Raw genomic sequence first — 17524 nt, 5'->3', positions numbered from 1 at the left:
TTTCACCATTAGAATCGAGTTACAGCTATCATACAAACAATTTTTAACCATTGATTTATCGGATTATCTTATGAGTCCCAGCCTGCGACAGATGCGCGCCTTCGTGGCGCTGGCCAAGACCGGCAGTTTTACCCTGGCCGCCGAATACCTGCACGTGACGCAGTCCGCCTTGAGCGGCTTGATCAAGGAACTCGAAAGCGTGCTGGGCGTGCGCGTGGTCGAACGCAGCACGCGCAAGACGCAGCTGTCGGAAATCGGCCGCGAGCTGTATCCGCTGTTTGAAAAGATGATCGAAGACCTCGACGGTGCCATGGCCGGCATCGCCCAGCGCAAGGCCCTGAAAACGGGCCTGGTGCGCATCGCCGCGCCGCAGATGATGGCCTGCACCTTGCTGCCGGAAGTGATCGCCGCCTACCGCCAGACGCACCCGGACGTGCAGCTGCGCCTGGTCGATTGCCCCGTGGAAAACGTGTCGGCGCGCGTCTTCAGCGGCGAAGTCGATTTCGGCATCGGCCCAGAGCGCGATCCGACGGCAGAAATCGGCGCGCAAGTGCTGTTCGAAATGCCCTTCGTGCTGGTTTTCCCCGAGCAGCATCCGCTGCAGCAAAAAGAGCGCGTCACCTGGGCCGATGTGGGCGACTACCCGTTCATTTCGCTGCAGGGCCAGTTCACGGAACGCCTGCTGCGCGACATGCACGGCGCGTTTCGCGAGCTGTCGCTCAATCCGTATAACGAAGTGACCTTCATGACGACGGCGCTGGCCATGGTCAGCGCCAACCTGGGCATCACGGTTTGCCTGCCGTACGCGGAACCGATGGTCAAACTATACAAATTGCACATGCGCGCCCTGCACGAGCCGGAACTGACGCGGCGCTTTTTCGTCTACACGAAAACGGGCCGTTCGCTGTCGCCAGCCGCCGAAAGCTTCATGGCCTTCCTGTTCCGCTTTGTCGAGACGCACGAGTGGAACGTGGGAGCGGGCGGCCCCGCCGCGCGCGACGCGCTGCCGGCCGGCGGCCCCGCTGGCGCCGCTTTATAATAGGGTACCGCCCCTAGCCGCCAACGCCAACGCCATGACCCAGCCTGACCAGAACGCCCTGTCGCCCATCGACGCCGCCACCATCGCCATCAACCAGCGCATGAACAAATTCGACGGCCATGAGCAGGTCTGGCTGTTCGGCTACGGCTCGCTGATCTACAAGGCGGACTTCCCCTATATCGAACGGCGCCCCGCCAGCATCGAAGGCTGGACGCGGCGCTTCTGGCAAGGCTCGCACGACCACCGGGGCACGCCGATGGCGCCGGGCCGGGTCGCCACTATCGTGCCGCAGGCGGGCGCCGTGTGCGACGGCATGGCGTATCTGATCACGCCCGAAGTCTTCGCCCACCTCGACCACCGCGAAAAAAACGGCTATCTGCGCCTGGCCACCGACATCACTTTCGACGACGGCGGCAAGGTCGAGGGCCTGGTGTACATCGCCAACGAGGAAAACGCCGCCTTCCTCGGCGCCGCCCCGGAACTCGATATCGCGCGCCAGATCGCCCGATCAAACGGCCCCAGCGGCCCGAACAGCGAGTACCTGCTGCACCTGGCCAGCGCCCTGCGCGAGCTGGGCAAGAGCGATCCCCATGTCTTTGCCATCGAGCAACATCTAGCGCAGCTCCAGACACAGACCCAAGACAGCGCCGCAGCGCAGCCCTGCGGCAACAGCGCTGACGCCGGCTTAACTTAAAACAAATCCAGCTGCCCCGCATTGCCCCCTTTTACCTTGTTTCCCAACGGCGGCACCACCAGTGGCCGGCGGAACTGCGTGCAATCGAGCTGCTTGAAGCGACCGCCCTTGCCGTGCAGCCCCAGCCGGTACACCGCCTTTTCAAAGCGCTGGCGGATGAGATCGGCCCACACGCCCTCGCCCCGCATGCGCGCGCCAAACGCGCTGTCGTAATCCTTGCCGCCGCGCATTTCGCGCACGCGGTTCATCACGCGCTGGGCCCGCTCCGAGAAGTGCGCTTCCAGCCATTGCTGGAACAATGGACTCACTTCCCACGGCAGGCGCAGCACCACGTAATGGGCGTGGATGGCGCCCGCGTCGCGCACGGCTTCGAGCAGCTGTTCGATTTCCGGTTCCGTCACGAAAGGAATGATGGGCGCGATGCTGACGCCCACGGGGATGCCCGCCTCCGTCAGGGTACGGATGGTGCGCAGCCGCCGCGCCGGGGCCGCCGCGCGCGGCTCCAGCGTGCGCGCGATGGCCGGGTCGAGCGTGGTGACAGTGACGGCCACGGCCGCCAGGCGTTTGGCCGCCATGGGCGCCAGGATGTCGATGTCGCGCTCGATCAGCGACGATTTCGTGATCAGCGCCACGGGATGATCACACTCGCGTAACACCTCCAGCACGCGCCGCGTCAGCTGCCGTTCGCGTTCGCACGGCTGATATGCATCGGTATTGACGCCCAGGGCGATCGGTTCGGGCACATACGACGGCTTGGCCAGTTCGCGCCGCAACAGTTCGGGGGCGTTCACCTTGGCGTAGATGCGGCTTTCGAAATCCAGGCCCGGCGACAGGCCCAGATAACTGTGCGTGGGGCGGGCAAAGCAATATATGCAGCCGTGTTCGCAGCCCCGGTACGGGTTCAGCGACACATTGAACGGCAAATCGGGCGAAGCATTGCGCGTGAGGATGGTGCGCGCCTGCTCGTCGCTGACCTGCGTCTTCCAGCCCGGCGCCGCCGCCTCGCCAGCCGCCTCGCCAGCCGCCTCATCCAGGCCGCCCACGCTCCAGCCATCGTCGAAACCGGCACGCGCATGCGTCTCGTAGCGCCCTTGCAGGTTCGACACGGCACCGCGCCCCTTGTGGGCTTTCAGCGATTGCGGCGGCAACATGGCTTGCCCGGCGAAGCTGTCATCGTGCTCTGGAATGATTGCTTTCATGAACGGCCCCATCAACTGTATATACGTACAGTATACTATGCCGCTGTGCGGCCAAGATCAAGGGCTGGCGTGCTGTCGTTTCAAGCTTTTTCGCCATGCGGCATGACATAACTCAACTGCTGGGCGACAAAGCCGTCAAATGCCGTGATCAGGGGAACGAAGCGGGACGCCTCCTGCTCCAACTGCATCAGGGCATAGCAGGTCGCTTCCAAGGTCGATAACTGGTCTGGCGCATGCGCCTTGCGGATCAAATAATGGGAAGCGGGCGTGTCGCGCAGGGGCAGGCGCGGCAGCTGTTGCAACTGGGGATTCAGGTACAGCATCTTGCGGCTCTTGCGCCAGGTGGCGTCCAGCACCACCAGCCGCAATTGGCTCAACAATCGGGCCGAATCGAGCAAGATGGCGGGGTCGAGCGCGGGCGGCGGCGCGATGCCCAGCGAACGGTCGCCGGGCGTATCCGGGTACAGCAGCACGTTGTGCTTGTCGGCCAGCACTGCGGCGAGCGTGTCCGGGGCAAACCGCTCGCCCGTCAGCATGCGGCTGTTGGGCAGGCTCAGGTGCAGCAAGCGGGCACTGCCCTTGGCATTGTGGACTTCCAGCGGATGCTGCAGGATCAGCACTTCCACCGCGTGGGCAACGGGGGCGATCCAGCGACAGATGCAGCTGGATGTGGCGCGCAGGCAGGCTGGGCAGCGTGCGCGTTTGGCGGGTTCAGCCAGGGAGGACGATGCGGCGTCAGGGCTGGAGGTAGCGCTGGAAATAGAGCTGGAGGTACGGCGGGTGGTCATGGCGGAGCGCGTGCGCGGCTGTCTTCAAGCCGCGATTGTAGCGCCCGCGCCATGCCACGGGGAATCTGCGCTTAAAACTCTTCCCATTCGTCGGTGCCGGACGCGACCGGCGCCTTCGGCGTGCGTGCGCGCACAGCTTCCGCTGGCGCCGCCTTGCCCGGCGCGGGTGCAGTCATGGCTGGTGCCGGCGCACGCCGCACGGCGGGCCGCATGGCAGCTTGCATGCCAGTTTTGACCGGCGCAGACGCTTTCACAGACGGGGCCGCACTGGTGGAAACATAGTGCTGTGTGGCATCGAGCTTGAACACGCCCACCACCTCGGCCAGCCTGGCCGCCTGTTCCTGCATGGATGCGGCCGCCGCAGCCGCTTCTTCCACCAGGGCCGCGTTTTGCTGCGTCACCTGGTCCATCTGGCCAATGGCCTGGTTGACTTGTTCGATGCCTGCGCGCTGCTCATCGCTGGCATCGGTGATCTGGTTCATGATCTGCGTCACGTGGCTGATGCTTTGCACGATTTCGTCCATGGTGCGGCCGGCCTTGTCCACCAGTTGCGAACCGGCCTCGACCTTTTGCACGGAATCGTCGATCAAGCCCTTGATTTCCTTGGCCGCCGCGCTGGAGCGCTGCGCCAGGTTGCGCACCTCGGAGGCCACCACGGCAAAACCGCGGCCCTGCTCGCCCGCGCGCGCCGCTTCCACGGCCGCATTCAGGGCCAGGATATTCGTCTGGAAGGCGATGGCGTCGATGACGCTGATGATGTCGACGATCTTGCGCGAGGAATCGTTGATCGAGCCCATGGTGCTGACCACTTCCGACACCACCACGCCGCCCTTGCTGGCGATCTGCGAGGCGTCGATGGCCAGTTGATTCGCGCTGCGCGCATTGTCGGCATTGCGTTTCACGGTCGAGGTCAGATCTTCCATCGAAGACGCCGTCTCTTCCAGCGAACTGGCCTGCTCTTCCGTGCGCGATGACAAGTCCAGGTTGCCGGCGGCAATTTCGCTCGAGGCCGTGCTGATCGATTCGGTGCCGACGCGCACCTGGCCGACGATACTGACCAGTTTATCGTTCATGTTTTTCAGCGCTTGCATCAGCTGCCCCGTTTCATCGCGGCTGTCTACCACGATATGGCTGGTCAGGTCGCCGGCGGAAACGGCTTGCGCCACCTCGACGGCGCGCGTGATGGGACGCGTGATCGAGCGCGTGATCCAGTAGGCGCAGGCGATACCCAGCAAGATGGCGACCGCGCCCAGCGAGATTTGCAGCAAACGGCCGTTTTCATAGCGCGAGCGAATGTGCGTGGCCGCTTCATCGAGCAATCTGGCTTCCAGCACGGCCAGCTTGTTCAGCGACGCCAGGTAAATGTCGCGCTTGGTGGCCATGTCGCCTTCATACAGGCGCTTGCCCAGTTCCAGGTCACCCGCATTCTTGGCCTTGAACACATCCTTGCGCACGTCCGTGTAGGCCTTGCGCGTGCTCAGCACTTCCTGGTACAGCGCCTGCTCGTCCGTGCTCAGTTCGCTCTTGCCGATAGCGTTCTGGATTTCCGTGGCGCGCGCCGACGAGACCGCCATTTCCTGTTCAAACTGCTTCTGGTGTTCGGGATCGCCCACTTTCCAGGCGGCCGCCGTGCGCGCCGCATTCACCTCGATGACCTTGGTCCATTCGCCGATCAGGCGCTCATTGCGCACCTTGACGTTGACCAGCGCATCGGTTTCCTTGCTGGCGCTTTGCATCTGCACGATGCCCACCACGGTCAGGCTCGTCAACAGGAGCAAGACGGCGGCAAAAGCACCACCGAGACGTACGCCGATTTTGAGGTTTTTCATTGCGTGATTCCTATCTGAAAAAAACAATGCACAGATGCCACGAAACCGACTTGCTGCTACGTACCAATATAGCAGGCATCTGCCGTGCGGCAATCACGAGCGGCGACGCAACGCTACCCAGGTCGCCAGAATGGCGGCGCGCCGCAGCGCACCACTTTGGAGCAGATTGTGAGTGAATCAGGATGGTATTGCAAGAAATAACATGCAGAAAAGCAACAATTTCAAGGCGCTATGCCGCCACGAACGGGCGGCAGGCAAGCATGGTCAATTTTGCTTCACATAGATCAATTTTGACGTGTCGAAACCCAGCCCTCGGGCTTTCTCGACCAGGCGCTGCTGCAAGGCAGGATCCATGGTCGGCGAGCGCGACAGCAACCACAAGTATGACTTGTCGGGGCCGCTGATCATGGAGTAGCTGTAATCTTGCTGGTCCAAATCAAACACGATGTAGGAACCATAGAAGGGCCCGAAAAACGACACTTTCAGGTAGCCCACGTCTTTCTTATCGACGAAATACGCCTTGCCTTCCGCTTCCTTCCACTTCGCGTCCGCATCCTTGTAGCCGCGGTTGAGCACTTTCAGGCCGCCATCCTGGCGCAGGCTGTAGTCGGCCGTCACATGGCTCAGGCCCCGTTCGAACGAGTGGTCGAGGCGCGCGATCTCATACCACTTCCCAAGATAGCGGGTCGTGTCGAAGTTGCTGACAGGGACAATGTTATCGGGACGGCCCACGCAGCCGGCCAGCACGAGCACACACAGGAACAACAGTTTTTTCATGGTCTTCTCCATTGGTGGAATCAGGGTAGCAACGTCACGGTAGCAATGCGTGGTCAACGATGCGGCGGATCGCGCCACTGGCTTGCATGCGCACGATGGCGGCATTGAATTGCTCGATAAAGTCGTCGCGATAGGGGTAGGAGTCCGGCCGGCGCACTGTAAAGCCCAGGTGACCGTGCTGGCCGGCCAGCTGCGCCGTTTCCTCGATTGCCTGCATCGGCGCGCCCGGCGGACTCGCGCGCCGGATGCGCTGCAATTCCCACTGCGCCGACAGGCGGTCGCTGACATAGCAATCGATGCGCCCGCGCATCAGCTTGAGCAGATTCGCGCGCGTGCCCTTGGCCGGGTCGAGCACGATTCTTTCGGCATGCAAGGACGCCGTCAGTGCCGCATCCCCAAGCAGGAAACCCGCGTTCACGCCGATGTGCAGGCCGCCGTAATCGGCAGGCCACTGCCGCAGCGCGCGCTTCGCCAGCACGTCCTGGCTGCACAACACCACCAGCTGCTCCATCAGCAGCGGCACGGAATAGCGCACATACGGCCGCTCGCTGCGCCACGAATACGGCGGGTACAAGGCGAAAGCCTCGCCCGTCTGCAGCATCAGCAGCCCCCGTTTCCAGGGCACGGGGCGCAGTTGCACCGCATAATGCGGCATCGATTGCACGGCTTCGCGCACGATCTCCGTGTAGATGCCTTTCAGCTGGCCTTTCTCGACGTAGGAGTACGGCGGATAATCGTCGTCGCCATAGATCACCAGCGGCGTCGCCGTCCCGGCCTGCGCGCTGGCAGCGATGAACAGGCATAGCGCGGCAGGCAACATGGGCATTCTGAGCATGCCCAAAGATTAGCATGGAAGCGCGACAAACAATCAACCGTTCGCGCTGTTCGTGCCCAGCATCTCGTCGAGCTGCGCCAGGGTGCCCGAGTCCTTCACGACGGCGCGCAGCCACAGGTGCAGCGGCAGCTCGCCCCAGCTGGCGGCCTTGTCGGCTAGGTAGGCGACGGGGCTGTGCGGCTCCGTGCGGCGGAAAAAATCGGCTACCTGGCGCAGTTGGGCCAGCGCCTGCTGGCGCTGCACGATGACGCCCCCGCTGCTGCCGGCGCCCTGGCCGGCGGCGGGCGACGCGTCAGCGAAGTCCGCGCCGGGCGACAGCGGCGCGATGAAATGAATGACGTTTTCCAGCGCTTCGCGCGCGGCGCGAAAACTCGGGCCATCGGCGCCGAAACGCGCATCGACGCTGCGCTCAAACGCCAGCAGCGACTGCATGCAGTACTGTGCATCGGCCAGCAAGCCGTCGGAAAAGGCGCGCGTATTCCTTTGCCGTGCCGCCTCCATCTGCGCCAGGGTCGCACCGTCGTCGTGGCGCGTATCACCCCAGCCCTGATCCACTGCGCCCTGCGCCAGGCTGGCGGCCGCGCGCTGGCGCGCCGCATCGAAATCCTGCAGTGAAAACAGGCCATCGGCGCCCTCGGTCAGCGGGATCTGGCGCAGCAGTTGCGGCGTGCGCGAGAGCAGCCAGAAGACATTGCCGATGCGCTGTTCCTGGTCGCCTTCTTCCGCCGGCGGGTACAGGCCTTCCCAATAGCGCTCGCACAGGCCGGCCAACAGCGCGTAGCCATCGCCCAGGCCACGGAAGTGGCGCGTCTTCGCGTGCGCCTCGGCCAGCCAGACGGCCACGCGCAAATCCTTGCTGCGCGCTGCGATCAGCTGTTCGCAGCGCGTCGCCACGAAAGGCCAGTCGGCTTCCTTCAACGCCGTCACCCATTCGCCCTGGTCCAGGCTCGGGTCATCGTGCTGGCGCGCGCGCGCGATGGCGTCGAGCTCCTGGCTGAAGGTGATGTCTTCGCCACAGGGACTGACGGCGCTGACGGGATGCAGCAACTGCTCCAGGTTGAACATGGCGCTCTCCGGAAGGTGGATTATCGGATCGTGTACTTGAACTGCCCCTGCTTGCCGGCGCTGACGCGTATCGAGGCGATCGGCTCGCCTTCGGCCATGCGCGCCAGTACCGCTTCGGCAATCGCCGGCAGCAGGCTGCCATTGAGAATTTGATCGACATTGCGCGCGCCCGAATCGACCTCGGTGCAGCGCGCCAGAACGGCGTCGACCAGGCCCGCGTCATGGCTGAACTGCGCCTGGTGGTTGCGCGCGATGCGCGCGCCGATATGCGCCAGTTTCAGGGCGATGATCTCGGCCAGCACCGCGTCGCTCAGGGGATAGAACGGCAGCACCTTCAGGCGGCCCAGCAAGGCCGGCTTGAAATGCGCCACCAGTTGCGGGCGCACCAGTTCTTCCAGCGCGGCCGGCGTGGGCAAGTCTTGCGCCGCCCGGTTCAGGCAGGCGGCCATCATGGCGCCCGCCCCCATGTTCGAGGTGGCGATGATGATGGTGTTGCGAAAATCGACTTCGCGCCCTTCCGCATCATCGAGCACGCCCTTGTCGAAGACCTGGAAAAACAGTTCCAGCACATCAGGGTGCGCTTTTTCCGCCTCGTCGAGCAGCACCACGCTGTAGGGCTGGCGCCGCACGGCTTCCGTCAGCACGCCGCCTTCGCCATAGCCGACATAGCCGGGCGGCGAGCCTTTCAGGCCGGCCACGCTGTGCGCTTCCTGGTATTCGCTCATGTTGATGGTAATGAGCTTGCGCTCGCCGCCATACAGCAGGTCGGCCAGCGCCAGCGCCGTTTCCGTCTTGCCCGTGCCGGACGGCCCCGTGAACAGGAACACGGCTTGCGGCTTGTTCGGGTCGTCCAGGCTGGCGCGCGCCGTGCGCACGCGCTGCGCCACCGCCGCGATGACGTGGTCCTGTCCCAGCACCCGTTCGCGCAGCGCGCCGTCCAGGGTCAGCACCGTGCGGATCTCGTCCTTGAGCATTTTCCCCAGCGGGATGCCGGTCCAGCCGGCGACGATGCCGGCCACCACCTGGGCGTCGACTTCCAGCGGCGACAGCGGCGCCTCTCCCTGCAGCGCCGCCAGTTCTTCCTTCAGCGCCAGCAGGCGTGCCGCACCCACTTCGCCCGGCCGCTCGCCGCGCAGTTGCGCGCGCAAGTCGCCGATCTGCGCCACCAGCGTTTTTTCGCGCTCCCAGCGCTGCGCCAGGGCCGCGATTGCCGCCTGCCCTTCGTCATGCTCGCGCCGCAGCTGCGCCAGGCGTGCGGCAGCGGTTTTGTCGGACGCTTCGCCGTCAGCCGCTTCGCGCGTCAGGGCGGCGATTTCCGCGCCGATGCGTTCCTGCCGCCGGTTCGCGTTTTCCAGCTGCGCCGGCGTGGCGCGCTGGCCCAGCGCCACCTTGGCGCAGGCCGTATCGAGCACGCTGATGGCCTTGTCGGGCAGCTGGCGCCCGCTGATGTAGCGGTGCGACAGGCGCACCGCCTCGACGATGGCGGCGTCGCGCACGCGGATGCCGAAATGGCGCTCCATCAGCGGTGCCATGGCGCGCAGCATGGCGCAGGCGATGTCCTCGCTTGGCTCTTCCACCTTCACCACCTGGAAGCGCCGCGCCAGCGCCGCATCCTTTTCAAAATACTTTTTGTACTCGCTCCAGGTGGTGGCGGCGATGGTGCGCAGGGCGCCGCGCGCCAGCGCCGGTTTCAGCAGATTGGCCGCGTCGTTCTGCCCCGCCTGGCCGCCGGCACCGATCATGGTGTGCGCCTCGTCGATGAAGAGGATGACGGGATGCGGGCTTTTCGCCACCTCGTCGATAACGTTCTTCAGCCGGCTTTCGAATTCTCCCTTCACGCTGGCGCCGGCCTGCAGCAAGCCCATGTCGAGCGAGTGGATGCGCGCCCCCTGCAGCACCTCGGGCACGTCGCCGGCCGCGATGCGCAAGGCCAGGCCTTCCACCACGGCCGTCTTGCCCACGCCCGCCTCGCCGGTGAGTATCGGATTGTTCTGGCGCCGGCGCAGCAGGATGTCGACGGCCTGGCGTATCTCGCCCTCGCGACCAATCACGGGATCGAGCTTGCCGTCGCGCGCCAGCTGCGTCAGGTCGGTGGTGAACTGGTCCAGCGCCGGGCTCTTGCTGGCCAAAGTCGCAAGCGGATCGTCGGGTGTCTCGGAAAACTGCGGCGCGGCCGCGCTTTCCTCCACGGAGCCGGCCGTCAGCTTGTCCGGATGGTGCTTCAATTGCTCGACGCTGAAGCGGGCGAACAGCTTCGAGCCGCGGTACGCGAGTTGCGACAGTTCCGGCTCCGTCAGCAGCGCCAATAACAGATGGCGGCTGCGGATGGGTCCCGGCTGCGCCGTATCGAGCGAGGCGACCAGCCAGGCGTGCTCGAACAGCAGCGGCAAATGGGGCGAAAACACGGGCGTGCGCGCGCTGCCCGTGCGGAAGCCGCCGATCTCGCGGCGCAAGTCCGCCTCCAGCGCCGTCAGGCTGATTTCGCTGCGCCGCGCAATGGTGACGAAATCACTGCGCTCCTGTTCCAGCAGGGCCAGGAACAGGTGTTCGATATCGACTTCATACTGGCCCAATCCCACGCAGATGCCGGCGGCGCGGGTGGCGGCAGAGCGCGACGTGTCATTCAGTTTGGCGATCAGGGTTTTCAAATGATTGCTCATGCGGCGGCTCCCTTGCGGTTGATCGAATAGCGCAGCGACGACGGCTGCAGCACGGCGTCGAAATTGACCGTCTCGCCCCCGGCCTGCACGGCCAGGGTGCCGCTGATGACGAAGCCGACGCGGTTGATGCTGCCCGCTTCCCGCTCCAGGCGGGCGCGCACATTGCGCAGGCGCGGTTCGTGGCGTTCGATGGCCGCCTTCAGCGCGGCGCAGATGCGGGCGCGGTCTTCACTGCTGGACAAACACATGCCGGCGAAATCGATCAAGCCATAGTTGACGATGGACGCCGCGCATTCCGGATAGGCATCCAGCGCGCCGGGCGGCAAGGCCACGCGCGTGTTGAGCAGCTCTTCCAGGTCGCGCGCCACCGCATCCTTCAATTGTTCCAGCGACAGGCGCGCCGCCACGCCGCCCGCCGCACCGCCGTCGCCCATCAGGCGGTCGAACAGGCCAGGTACATAACTGTCCATGCGCTCTCCTGCAAAGTCGGCGCGGCGCGCGGGCGGAGGTGGCCGCCGCGCGCCGCGCGCGATGGATCAAGCCACGCGGTTCGCGGCCAGGTCCCAGCCGCCCGAGGTATTGCCGCCCGCGCCGCCCGTCACTTTTTGCTGCGTGTATTTCCACTTCACTTTCGAGAACTTGAAGCCGACGTGTTCACCGAGGATGTCGCCCTCTTCCACGTTCGGCGTGACGGCGCCGATCAGCACATTCTCGATTTCGATTTCAAAGTACTTGACGCGCTCGCCCTGGCCGTCGGCGCGCATGAATTCGAAGCGCGCCTTGGGAATGGTCTTGCCGGCCGAGCAGGTCTGCAGCAGCACCGGCGAGGCCAGGTCGGCCAGCTTGGAGATGACGATGTCCTTGTGCTCGCAGCGTTCGGCCGTGTGGCCGCCGCCCGTCGAGGCGGTGGCGGACTTCGGCTGCTCGACGCTCCAGCTGACCGATTTGCACTCGATCCAGTCCTTGTGCTTGTCATCGGTGGACTCGCCCTTGATGCCGTCTATCTGCAGATATACATCGATTGCCATGGTGTGCTCCTCTGGTTGAAAGATGGGTGGATCATGAATTGGTCGACTTCGGCAACTCCGCGACCAGTCGGAGCGAAACGGACAGCTCATCGAGCTGGAAATGGGGACGCAGGAACGACACGGCGCGGTACACGCCGGGCCGGCCCGGCACTTCATGCACCTGCACGGACGCCTCGCGCAGCGGGAACTGCGCCTTCTGTTCCTGGCTGGCGTTATCGTCGAGCAGCACGTACTGCATCAGCCAGCGGTTCAAAAAATCTTCCACGTTGGAGGCGGCGGCAAAGCTGCCGATCTTGTCGCGCATCATGGCCTTCATGTAGTGGGCGATGCGCGAAACGGCAAAGATGTACTGCAGCTGCGACGACAGCACCGCGTTGGCATTGGCCGCGTCGCTGTTGTACTTGCGGCTCTTCTGCGCCGACTGCGCGCCGAAGAACGCCGCATACGCCGTGTTCTTGCAGTGCACCAGCGAGATGAAGCCTAGGTCCGACAATTCCTTTTCGCGCCGGTCGGTGATCGCCACTTCGGCAGGGCATTTCAGGGCCACGTCGCCCTCGTCCGTCTTGAAGGTATGGGTGGGCAGGTCGTCCACCAGGCCGCCGCCCTCCACGCCGCGGATGGCGGCGCACCAGCCGTAATCGGCAAACGCGCGCGTCAGCTTGCTGCCGAACGCATACGCCGCGTTACACCACAGGTATTTGTGATGGTCGACGAAATACATGTCTTCCGGCTGGCGCGAGATGGCGAAGTCGCCCAAGGGATCGACCTGGCGCACCACCGATTCCGGGCGGAAGTCATCCATCGAGCGGAAGTGCAGGTCGACGGCGAACGTGCCACCCGCTTCGCTGATGCGGTTCGGCACGGCGAAACGCGCCACCGGCTCCACGCCGGCCAGCACTTCGTCGAAGTTGTCGCTGTCGATGGCGACGAACTTGCGGTCCTTCAGGCGTTTTTTCTCGCTGTCCGGATTGCCGCCAAAGTCACCCAGCACGCCGACCACGAAGGGCAGCTCCTTGTTTTCAATCGCGTCGCCAATCTCGACGTCATAGGTCATTTGCACGCGCGGCGCGCGTATCTGCTTCAGGCGTTTCTGCACGCTGTCGGACTTGGGCATGTCGCTTCCTTTGCAAAGGGATGGTAGGGATGCTGGCTTACTTCAAGCCGCTGAACGGGTCGGCCGCGCTGCCTGACGATGCCGGGCCCTTCGTCGCCGGCGTGCCGGAACCGGCGGCGCGCTTGCCGGCCGCCGGTGGGCGTCTGGCCGGCGGCACCAGCACGTCTTCGCCGATGCTGGCACGCAGCAGCTTGGCCAGCTCCTGCGCTTCCGAGCGCAGCGAGCCATTCAGGTTGTTTTGCCGCGACAGGTCGGCCAGCGCCTTGCCAGACAGGCGCAAACCGCTGACGGCAACGATGCTGTTGGCGATCTTGTCGTCCGGATCGCGTTCCAGCGCTTCGAGCGCATGGCCGATGGCATCGCCGTACTGGCCTCGGTCGAACTTCATCTGCGCCATTTGCAGCCACGGCGCCTTGTCGGCCGGGTAGCTGCTGCCACCGGACTTGAGCAGGGTCATGGCGCGTTCGTACTGGCCGGCGCGCGCGGCCGCATCGGCGTCGCTCATCACTTGCGCCAGGGTCGGCGAGGCAGGTTTGGTGGGCGCCGGCTGGTCTGGCGTGGCGCAGGCGGCCAGCAGCAAGGCGCTGGCGAGGCAGGCAATACGGGGCAACATGGTGGCTGGCTTCATCGGGCATTCCTTCACGTGGAGGACGCTACCGCTGGGAAAGATGGGCGGCGCCTTGGTGCAGGCCATTATTGATCGCCAATTTTTTTGCCAGATTGAGATTAATCAGCAAAGAAGAAGTTCCACGCCACAGCGGCGGACAGCGTCATGAATCCTGATCTGGCGCAGTAATTGTCTTGATCGCAGGCGGACTTTGCGCCAACGCAAGCAGGCCGCTGGCACATGCGTTTAAATGACTGCAAGACTTTTATTTCCACCCACCATTTTTGCAAAGATCGTCCATGCCATCTGACGCCCCGCTCCGCCGCCTGGTCCGCGCCACCGCACTACTGCTGCCGGCCCTTCTGCTGGCCGGCTGCGCGGGCGGCACCATCGGCACCCTGGCCAACGCGGCGCTGCAAATGGCCGGCGTGGCCAAGCCGCCGCCCGAACTGCCGGACGCGCAAAAACCGCCGCGCAACGTCAGCATCCGCCTGCACGCGGCGCAGCGCCTCAACACCGATGCCGAAGGCCGGCCGCTGGCGCTGGTGGCGCGCATCTACAAACTGCGCCAGAGCGCCGCCTTCGAGCAGGCCCCATACGACAGCTTCCTCGACGCGCAGCGCGAAAAGGCGGCACTGGGCGCCGACCTGATGGAAGTGAAGGAAGTGCTGCTGGTGCCGGGCCAGCGCTACGAAGTGCAGGAAAAAGTCAGCAAGGAAGCGTATTTCATCGGCGTGGTGGCCCTGTTCCGCGCGCCAGCGGCGCAGCGCTGGCGCGCCACCTTTGCCGCCGCCGACGCGGAACGCAGCGGCATCACCGTCGGCCTGCACGCCTGCGCGCTGAGCGTCAGCGGCATGGCCGCGCTGTCGGCCCCGCGCTGCCAATAGGCACACGGGCACGCGACACATACAAGGAGAAACGAGATGGGCATGGCAGCGAAAGTCTTGTGGGGAGAGGGCCTGTTCCTGCGGCCGCAGCATTTCCAGCGCCAGGATCAGTATCACGAAGCGCGCCTGCATCACACGGCCAGCGCGCTGCATCCCTACCTGTGGGGCGTGGCGCACATGGAATGGGATCTGGCGGCGCTGCAGACGGGCACCCTGCGCCTGCACGCTCTGTCGGCGATCTTCCGCGACGGCGAAGTGTTCGAGGCGCTGGGCGACGGCGCACCCGGCAGCGATGCCCTGCCCCCGCCGGTGGACCTGGAAGCGCTGCCGCCGGCGGTGCAGGAAGTGACGTACTACGCGGCGCTGCCCATCCTCAACCGCGAAGGCATGAATTACACGGCGCAGGCGTCAAAGGCAGGCACGCCTGCAGCCACGCGCTTTGCGCACGCCATGCGCGCCACGCCCGACCTGTTTACGGAGTCCGCCGTCGCCGACGTGGCCTACCTGAAGAAGACCGTGCGCCTGATTCCCGACAGCGAGGCGCGCGGCTCCTACGACTGCCTGCCGCTGATCGCCCTGCGGCGCACGGTGTCGGGCGGCTTCGAGCCCGTGCCATCGTTCATGGCGCCCAGCCTGGCGATCGCCGGCGCGCCGCGCCTGCAAGGCGTGCTGGAACACCTGCTCGACGCGCTGCAGGCGAAAGTGAGCGCGCTGCACGGCCACCACCGCGAGCCGAGCCGCAACGTGATCGAATTCCGCTCGGGCGACGTGTCCTCGTTCTGGCTGCTGCACACGGTCAGCACGGCCGCCGCCGCGCTGATGCACTATGTGCGCCATCCGGCCCTGCATCCTGAGCGCCTGTACGAGGTGCTGCTGGGCCTCGCGGGCGGCTTGCTCAGCTACTCCAAGCACTACACCCTGGCCAGCCTGCCCGCCTACGACCATGCGCAGCCGGGCGCCTGCTTCGACGCCATCGATGCGATCATCCGCGAACTGCTTGACACCGTCATCTCGTCGAAGTATTTTTCCATCGCCCTGCTGGAGGACAAGCCCTCGTATTACCTGGGCAAGCTCGATTCGGGCAAGATCGACCAGCACACCACCTTGTACCTGGCGATACGCGCCGCCATGCCCGCCATCGAACTGGTGGATGTGGTGCCGCTGCGGGTAAAAGTGGGCGCGCCCGACGACGTGGAAAAATGCGTGCTCACGGCCATGCCCGGCCTCAAATTGTCGCATGCGCCGCAAGTGCCGGCGGCCATTCCCGTGCGCCCCGACACCTATTATTTTGCGATTGAAAACCGCGGCGCCCTGTATGAACAGATGCTCAAGGCGCAGTCGATTTCCGTCTACGTGCCGGCCGGCATACGCGACCTGCAGCTGGAACTGATCGCGGTGACGGCATGAGCCAGCTCATTGAACGGCGCGCGGCGCCCTCCCTGCTGGGACCACGCGGTGCCGCCCCTGCAGGCAACAGCCGGCAGGCCGGCAGCGCCCTGCTGGACCTGATGCACGAAGGCTTTTACATGCTGTTCATGCTGAAGCACGGTTCGGCGCCCGGCGACGAGCAAAGCTTCATGGACCGCATCACGGCCTTTCTCGGCGACTTCGAACGCGAAGCGAAAAAGATCCGCGCCGATGGCGACGATATCGAGGCGGCCAAGTATGCGTTTTGCGCGGCCGTCGATGAAATCATCCTGGCCTCGCCGTTCACCCTGCGCAAGCAGTGGGAGCGGCGCCCGCTGCAGCTGCTGATCTTTGGCGACCAGCTGGCGGGCGAACATTTTTTCGACCGCCTCGACGCCTTGCGCGGCAAGGGCGCCATGCGCGTGCAGGCGCTGCAAGTGTTCCACATGTGTTTATTACTGGGATTCCAGGGCAAGTATGCGATCGACGGCGGCGAAAAACTCAGCTACCTGACGGCGCGCCTGGGCGACGAAATCGCCCACATCAAGGGCAAGAGCCGTGGCTTCGCGCCGCGCGCGGAGCGCCCCGACCAGGTGGTCAACAAACGCGGCAGCGACGTGCCGCTGTGGGCGCTGTCGAGCTTTTTCGCCCTGCTGGCCATCTGCGCCTACCTGGGCCTGAAAACGCATCTGACGCGCGGCACGCAAACGACCCTGGCCGCGTATGCGGACCTGGTCAAACTGGCGCCACGGCCAGCGCACCTGACGATCACACTCCCCTGATCATTGCGCATGTCCCATTACGCGTGCTTCATTGAGCAATGCGGAACTCGATGCGCCGATTCCGCGCCCGGCCATCGGCCGTGGCGTTGCTGGCCACGGGCCGGTCCGGACCCTGGCCCGACACCAGCACGGTATCGGCCACGACGCCCTTGCTGGCCAGGTAGGCGCGCACGGCTTCGGCGCGCGCCAGGCTCAGGGCCACATTGCTGGCGCGCAGGCCCGTATCGTCCGTGTGGCCGATCACCTCCACCTTGCGGCCCCGCAGCCTGAGCATGGCGGCCGCCATCTCGTCGAGGATGGCCAGGCCGGCCGGCGTGATGGACGCCTTGCCGCTGTCGAATTCGATGATGCGCTTGTCCAGCGCCGCATCGAGCAAGCCCTGCTCGGCCTCGGGCGCCTTGACGCGCAAGCCGTTGTTGACGGTGTAGGTGGGATTGAGGCTGGTGGCGATGTCGCTGGCGATCTGCTGGCGCTGCGCCTCGTTCGCCACTTCGCCGCGCACGCTGACGTTGTTGCCGGCGATGCTGATCTGCCCCCGCGAAATGAGCTTCAGGTTCGGCGCGATCAGTTTTTGCACGTAACCGTTCCAGTTGGCCGGCACGGCCACGTTGCCGATGGCGATCTGGTCGACCACGCGCTCGGCGCCATACAGTTCGCGCAGGCGGGCCAGCACGGCCGCCTTGCCCGCCTCGTCGGCCAGGGTGCCCGTGACGAGGATCTGCCCCGGCATCGGCGTCTGGGGCGCTTGTGCCTGGGCGTGGCAGGAAGTGGCGGCGCCCAGCAGCAGGAAGAAAACGGTCGGCTTCATCGCAA

At 65.0% G+C, this 17524-nt stretch carries 16 protein-coding genes and 2 pseudogenes; 5 read left to right on the top strand and 13 right to left on the bottom strand.

Annotated elements, in window-relative coordinates:
* The first annotated feature begins 70 nt into the window (after window positions 1–70).
* Window positions 71–1039 (top strand): LysR family transcriptional regulator, encoded by a 969-nt coding sequence (locus KY494_RS26250; protein ID WP_219888733.1) that lies wholly within the window; start codon window positions 71–73, stop codon window positions 1037–1039.
* Between the two features lie 67 nt (window positions 1040–1106).
* Window positions 1107–1733: a gamma-glutamylcyclotransferase gene (locus KY494_RS26245; protein ID WP_219891753.1), complete on the top strand. Its 627-nt coding sequence runs from the start codon at window positions 1107–1109 to the stop codon at window positions 1731–1733.
* On the opposite strand, the gene KY494_RS26240 is transcribed toward KY494_RS26245, so the two are convergent.
* From KY494_RS26240 to KY494_RS26190, 12 genes and pseudogenes are all read right to left on the bottom strand, one after another.
* Window positions 1730–2932 carry a PA0069 family radical SAM protein gene (locus KY494_RS26240; RefSeq protein WP_375143417.1) on the bottom strand — a complete coding sequence of 401 codons (1203 nt, stop codon included), beginning with the start codon at window positions 2930–2932 and terminating at the stop codon, window positions 1730–1732. The genes KY494_RS26245 and KY494_RS26240 overlap by 4 nt on opposite strands.
* Before the next feature lie 80 nt (window positions 2933–3012).
* Entirely contained in the window at window positions 3013–3720 is a 708-nt protein-coding gene (locus tag KY494_RS26235; RefSeq protein WP_219888731.1) for a tRNA-uridine aminocarboxypropyltransferase, read from the bottom strand.
* A 71-nt stretch (window positions 3721–3791) separates the two neighbouring features.
* Window positions 3792–5549, bottom strand: coding sequence for a methyl-accepting chemotaxis protein (locus KY494_RS26230; protein WP_219888730.1), 1758 nt, complete (start codon window positions 5547–5549; stop codon window positions 3792–3794).
* Window positions 5550–5813: 264 nt separating this feature from the next.
* Complete coding sequence (locus KY494_RS26225) at window positions 5814–6326, bottom strand: lipocalin family protein (protein ID WP_219888728.1); 513 nt, start codon at window positions 6324–6326, stop codon at window positions 5814–5816.
* Window positions 6327–6360: 34 nt separating this feature from the next.
* Window positions 6361–7146, bottom strand: coding sequence for an ABC transporter substrate-binding protein (locus tag KY494_RS26220; protein ID WP_258194477.1), 786 nt, complete (start codon window positions 7144–7146; stop codon window positions 6361–6363).
* A gap of 48 nt (window positions 7147–7194) precedes the next feature.
* Window positions 7195–8226, bottom strand: a complete 1032-nt coding sequence (gene tssA, locus KY494_RS26215; protein ID WP_219888725.1) for a type VI secretion system protein TssA — start codon at window positions 8224–8226, stop codon at window positions 7195–7197.
* 20 nt (window positions 8227–8246) lie between these two features.
* Window positions 8247–10886, bottom strand: a complete 2640-nt coding sequence (tssH, locus tag KY494_RS26210; RefSeq protein WP_219888724.1) for a type VI secretion system ATPase TssH — start codon at window positions 10884–10886, stop codon at window positions 8247–8249.
* On the bottom strand, window positions 10883–11356 hold the full coding sequence (gene tssE / locus KY494_RS26205) for a type VI secretion system baseplate subunit TssE (protein WP_219888723.1): 474 nt from the start codon (window positions 11354–11356) through the stop codon (window positions 10883–10885). The genes tssH and tssE overlap by 4 nt, the downstream gene beginning before the upstream one ends.
* A 66-nt stretch (window positions 11357–11422) precedes the next feature.
* Complete coding sequence (locus KY494_RS26200) at window positions 11423–11914, bottom strand: type VI secretion system tube protein Hcp (RefSeq protein WP_034750126.1); 492 nt, start codon at window positions 11912–11914, stop codon at window positions 11423–11425.
* A 31-nt stretch (window positions 11915–11945) separates the two neighbouring features.
* A pseudogene (gene tssC, locus KY494_RS29940) lies at window positions 11946–12623 on the bottom strand (type VI secretion system contractile sheath large subunit); the annotation flags it as partial.
* Window positions 12624–12719: 96 nt separating this feature from the next.
* Window positions 12720–12968: pseudogene (locus KY494_RS29935) on the bottom strand (type VI secretion system contractile sheath small subunit); the annotation flags it as partial.
* A gap of 97 nt (window positions 12969–13065) precedes the next feature.
* Window positions 13066–13656, bottom strand: coding sequence for a tetratricopeptide repeat protein (locus tag KY494_RS26190; RefSeq protein ID WP_258194476.1), 591 nt, complete (start codon window positions 13654–13656; stop codon window positions 13066–13068).
* A gap of 278 nt (window positions 13657–13934) precedes the next feature.
* Here KY494_RS26190 and tssJ point away from each other — a divergent pair, with 278 nt between their 5' ends.
* From tssJ to icmH, 3 genes are read left to right on the top strand one after another with little or no spacing between them, the layout of a single operon-like run.
* Complete coding sequence (tssJ, locus tag KY494_RS26185) at window positions 13935–14522, top strand: type VI secretion system lipoprotein TssJ (RefSeq protein ID WP_219888720.1); 588 nt, start codon at window positions 13935–13937, stop codon at window positions 14520–14522.
* Window positions 14523–14558: 36 nt separating this feature from the next.
* A complete protein-coding gene (tssK, locus tag KY494_RS26180; RefSeq protein WP_219888719.1) occupies window positions 14559–15929 on the top strand; it encodes a type VI secretion system baseplate subunit TssK in 1371 nt (456 codons plus the stop codon).
* Window positions 15926–16711 (top strand): type IVB secretion system protein IcmH/DotU, encoded by a 786-nt coding sequence (icmH, locus tag KY494_RS26175; protein ID WP_219133664.1) that lies wholly within the window; start codon window positions 15926–15928, stop codon window positions 16709–16711. The genes tssK and icmH overlap by 4 nt, the downstream gene beginning before the upstream one ends.
* Window positions 16712–16739: 28 nt before the next feature.
* Here icmH and KY494_RS26170 read toward each other — a convergent pair whose 3' ends face one another.
* The gene (locus KY494_RS26170; RefSeq protein ID WP_219133665.1) at window positions 16740–17519 is read right to left on the bottom strand and encodes an OmpA family protein; all 780 of its coding nucleotides are present in this window, start codon (window positions 17517–17519) and stop codon (window positions 16740–16742) included.
* Between the last annotated feature and the right edge of the window lie 5 nt (window positions 17520–17524).

Source organism: Janthinobacterium sp. PAMC25594, from assembly GCF_019443505.1.
Classification (GTDB): Bacteria; Pseudomonadota; Gammaproteobacteria; order Burkholderiales; family Burkholderiaceae_D; genus Janthinobacterium.
Note: the sequence above shows the minus strand (reverse complement) of the source record. Positions and strands in the feature narration are given on the sequence as shown.

What these genes read in the sequence shown, in the direction of transcription:
- KY494_RS26240 (WP_375143417.1), bottom strand. Translation starts at nt 2,932, where the DNA reads ATGAAAGCAATCATTCCAGAGCACGATGACAGCTTCGCCGGGCAAGCC.
- KY494_RS26235 (WP_219888731.1), bottom strand. Translation starts at nt 3,720, where the DNA reads ATGACCACCCGCCGTACCTCCAGCTCTATTTCCAGCGCTACCTCCAGC.
- KY494_RS26220 (WP_258194477.1), bottom strand. Translation starts at nt 7,146, where the DNA reads ATGTTGCCTGCCGCGCTATGCCTGTTCATCGCTGCCAGCGCGCAGGCC.
- tssH (WP_219888724.1), bottom strand. Translation starts at nt 10,886, where the DNA reads ATGAGCAATCATTTGAAAACCCTGATCGCCAAACTGAATGACACGTCG.
- KY494_RS26230 (WP_219888730.1), bottom strand. Translation starts at nt 5,549, where the DNA reads ATGAAAAACCTCAAAATCGGCGTACGTCTCGGTGGTGCTTTTGCCGCC.
- KY494_RS26225 (WP_219888728.1), bottom strand. Translation starts at nt 6,326, where the DNA reads ATGAAAAAACTGTTGTTCCTGTGTGTGCTCGTGCTGGCCGGCTGCGTG.
- KY494_RS26190 (WP_258194476.1), bottom strand. Translation starts at nt 13,656, where the DNA reads ATGAAGCCAGCCACCATGTTGCCCCGTATTGCCTGCCTCGCCAGCGCC.
- tssJ (WP_219888720.1), top strand. Translation starts at nt 13,935, where the DNA reads ATGCCATCTGACGCCCCGCTCCGCCGCCTGGTCCGCGCCACCGCACTA.
- icmH (WP_219133664.1), top strand. Translation starts at nt 15,926, where the DNA reads ATGAGCCAGCTCATTGAACGGCGCGCGGCGCCCTCCCTGCTGGGACCA.
- tssA (WP_219888725.1), bottom strand. Translation starts at nt 8,226, where the DNA reads ATGTTCAACCTGGAGCAGTTGCTGCATCCCGTCAGCGCCGTCAGTCCC.
- KY494_RS26250 (WP_219888733.1), top strand. Translation starts at nt 71, where the DNA reads ATGAGTCCCAGCCTGCGACAGATGCGCGCCTTCGTGGCGCTGGCCAAG.
- tssE (WP_219888723.1), bottom strand. Translation starts at nt 11,356, where the DNA reads ATGGACAGTTATGTACCTGGCCTGTTCGACCGCCTGATGGGCGACGGC.
- KY494_RS26200 (WP_034750126.1), bottom strand. Translation starts at nt 11,914, where the DNA reads ATGGCAATCGATGTATATCTGCAGATAGACGGCATCAAGGGCGAGTCC.
- tssK (WP_219888719.1), top strand. Translation starts at nt 14,559, where the DNA reads ATGGGCATGGCAGCGAAAGTCTTGTGGGGAGAGGGCCTGTTCCTGCGG.
- KY494_RS26170 (WP_219133665.1), bottom strand. Translation starts at nt 17,519, where the DNA reads ATGAAGCCGACCGTTTTCTTCCTGCTGCTGGGCGCCGCCACTTCCTGC.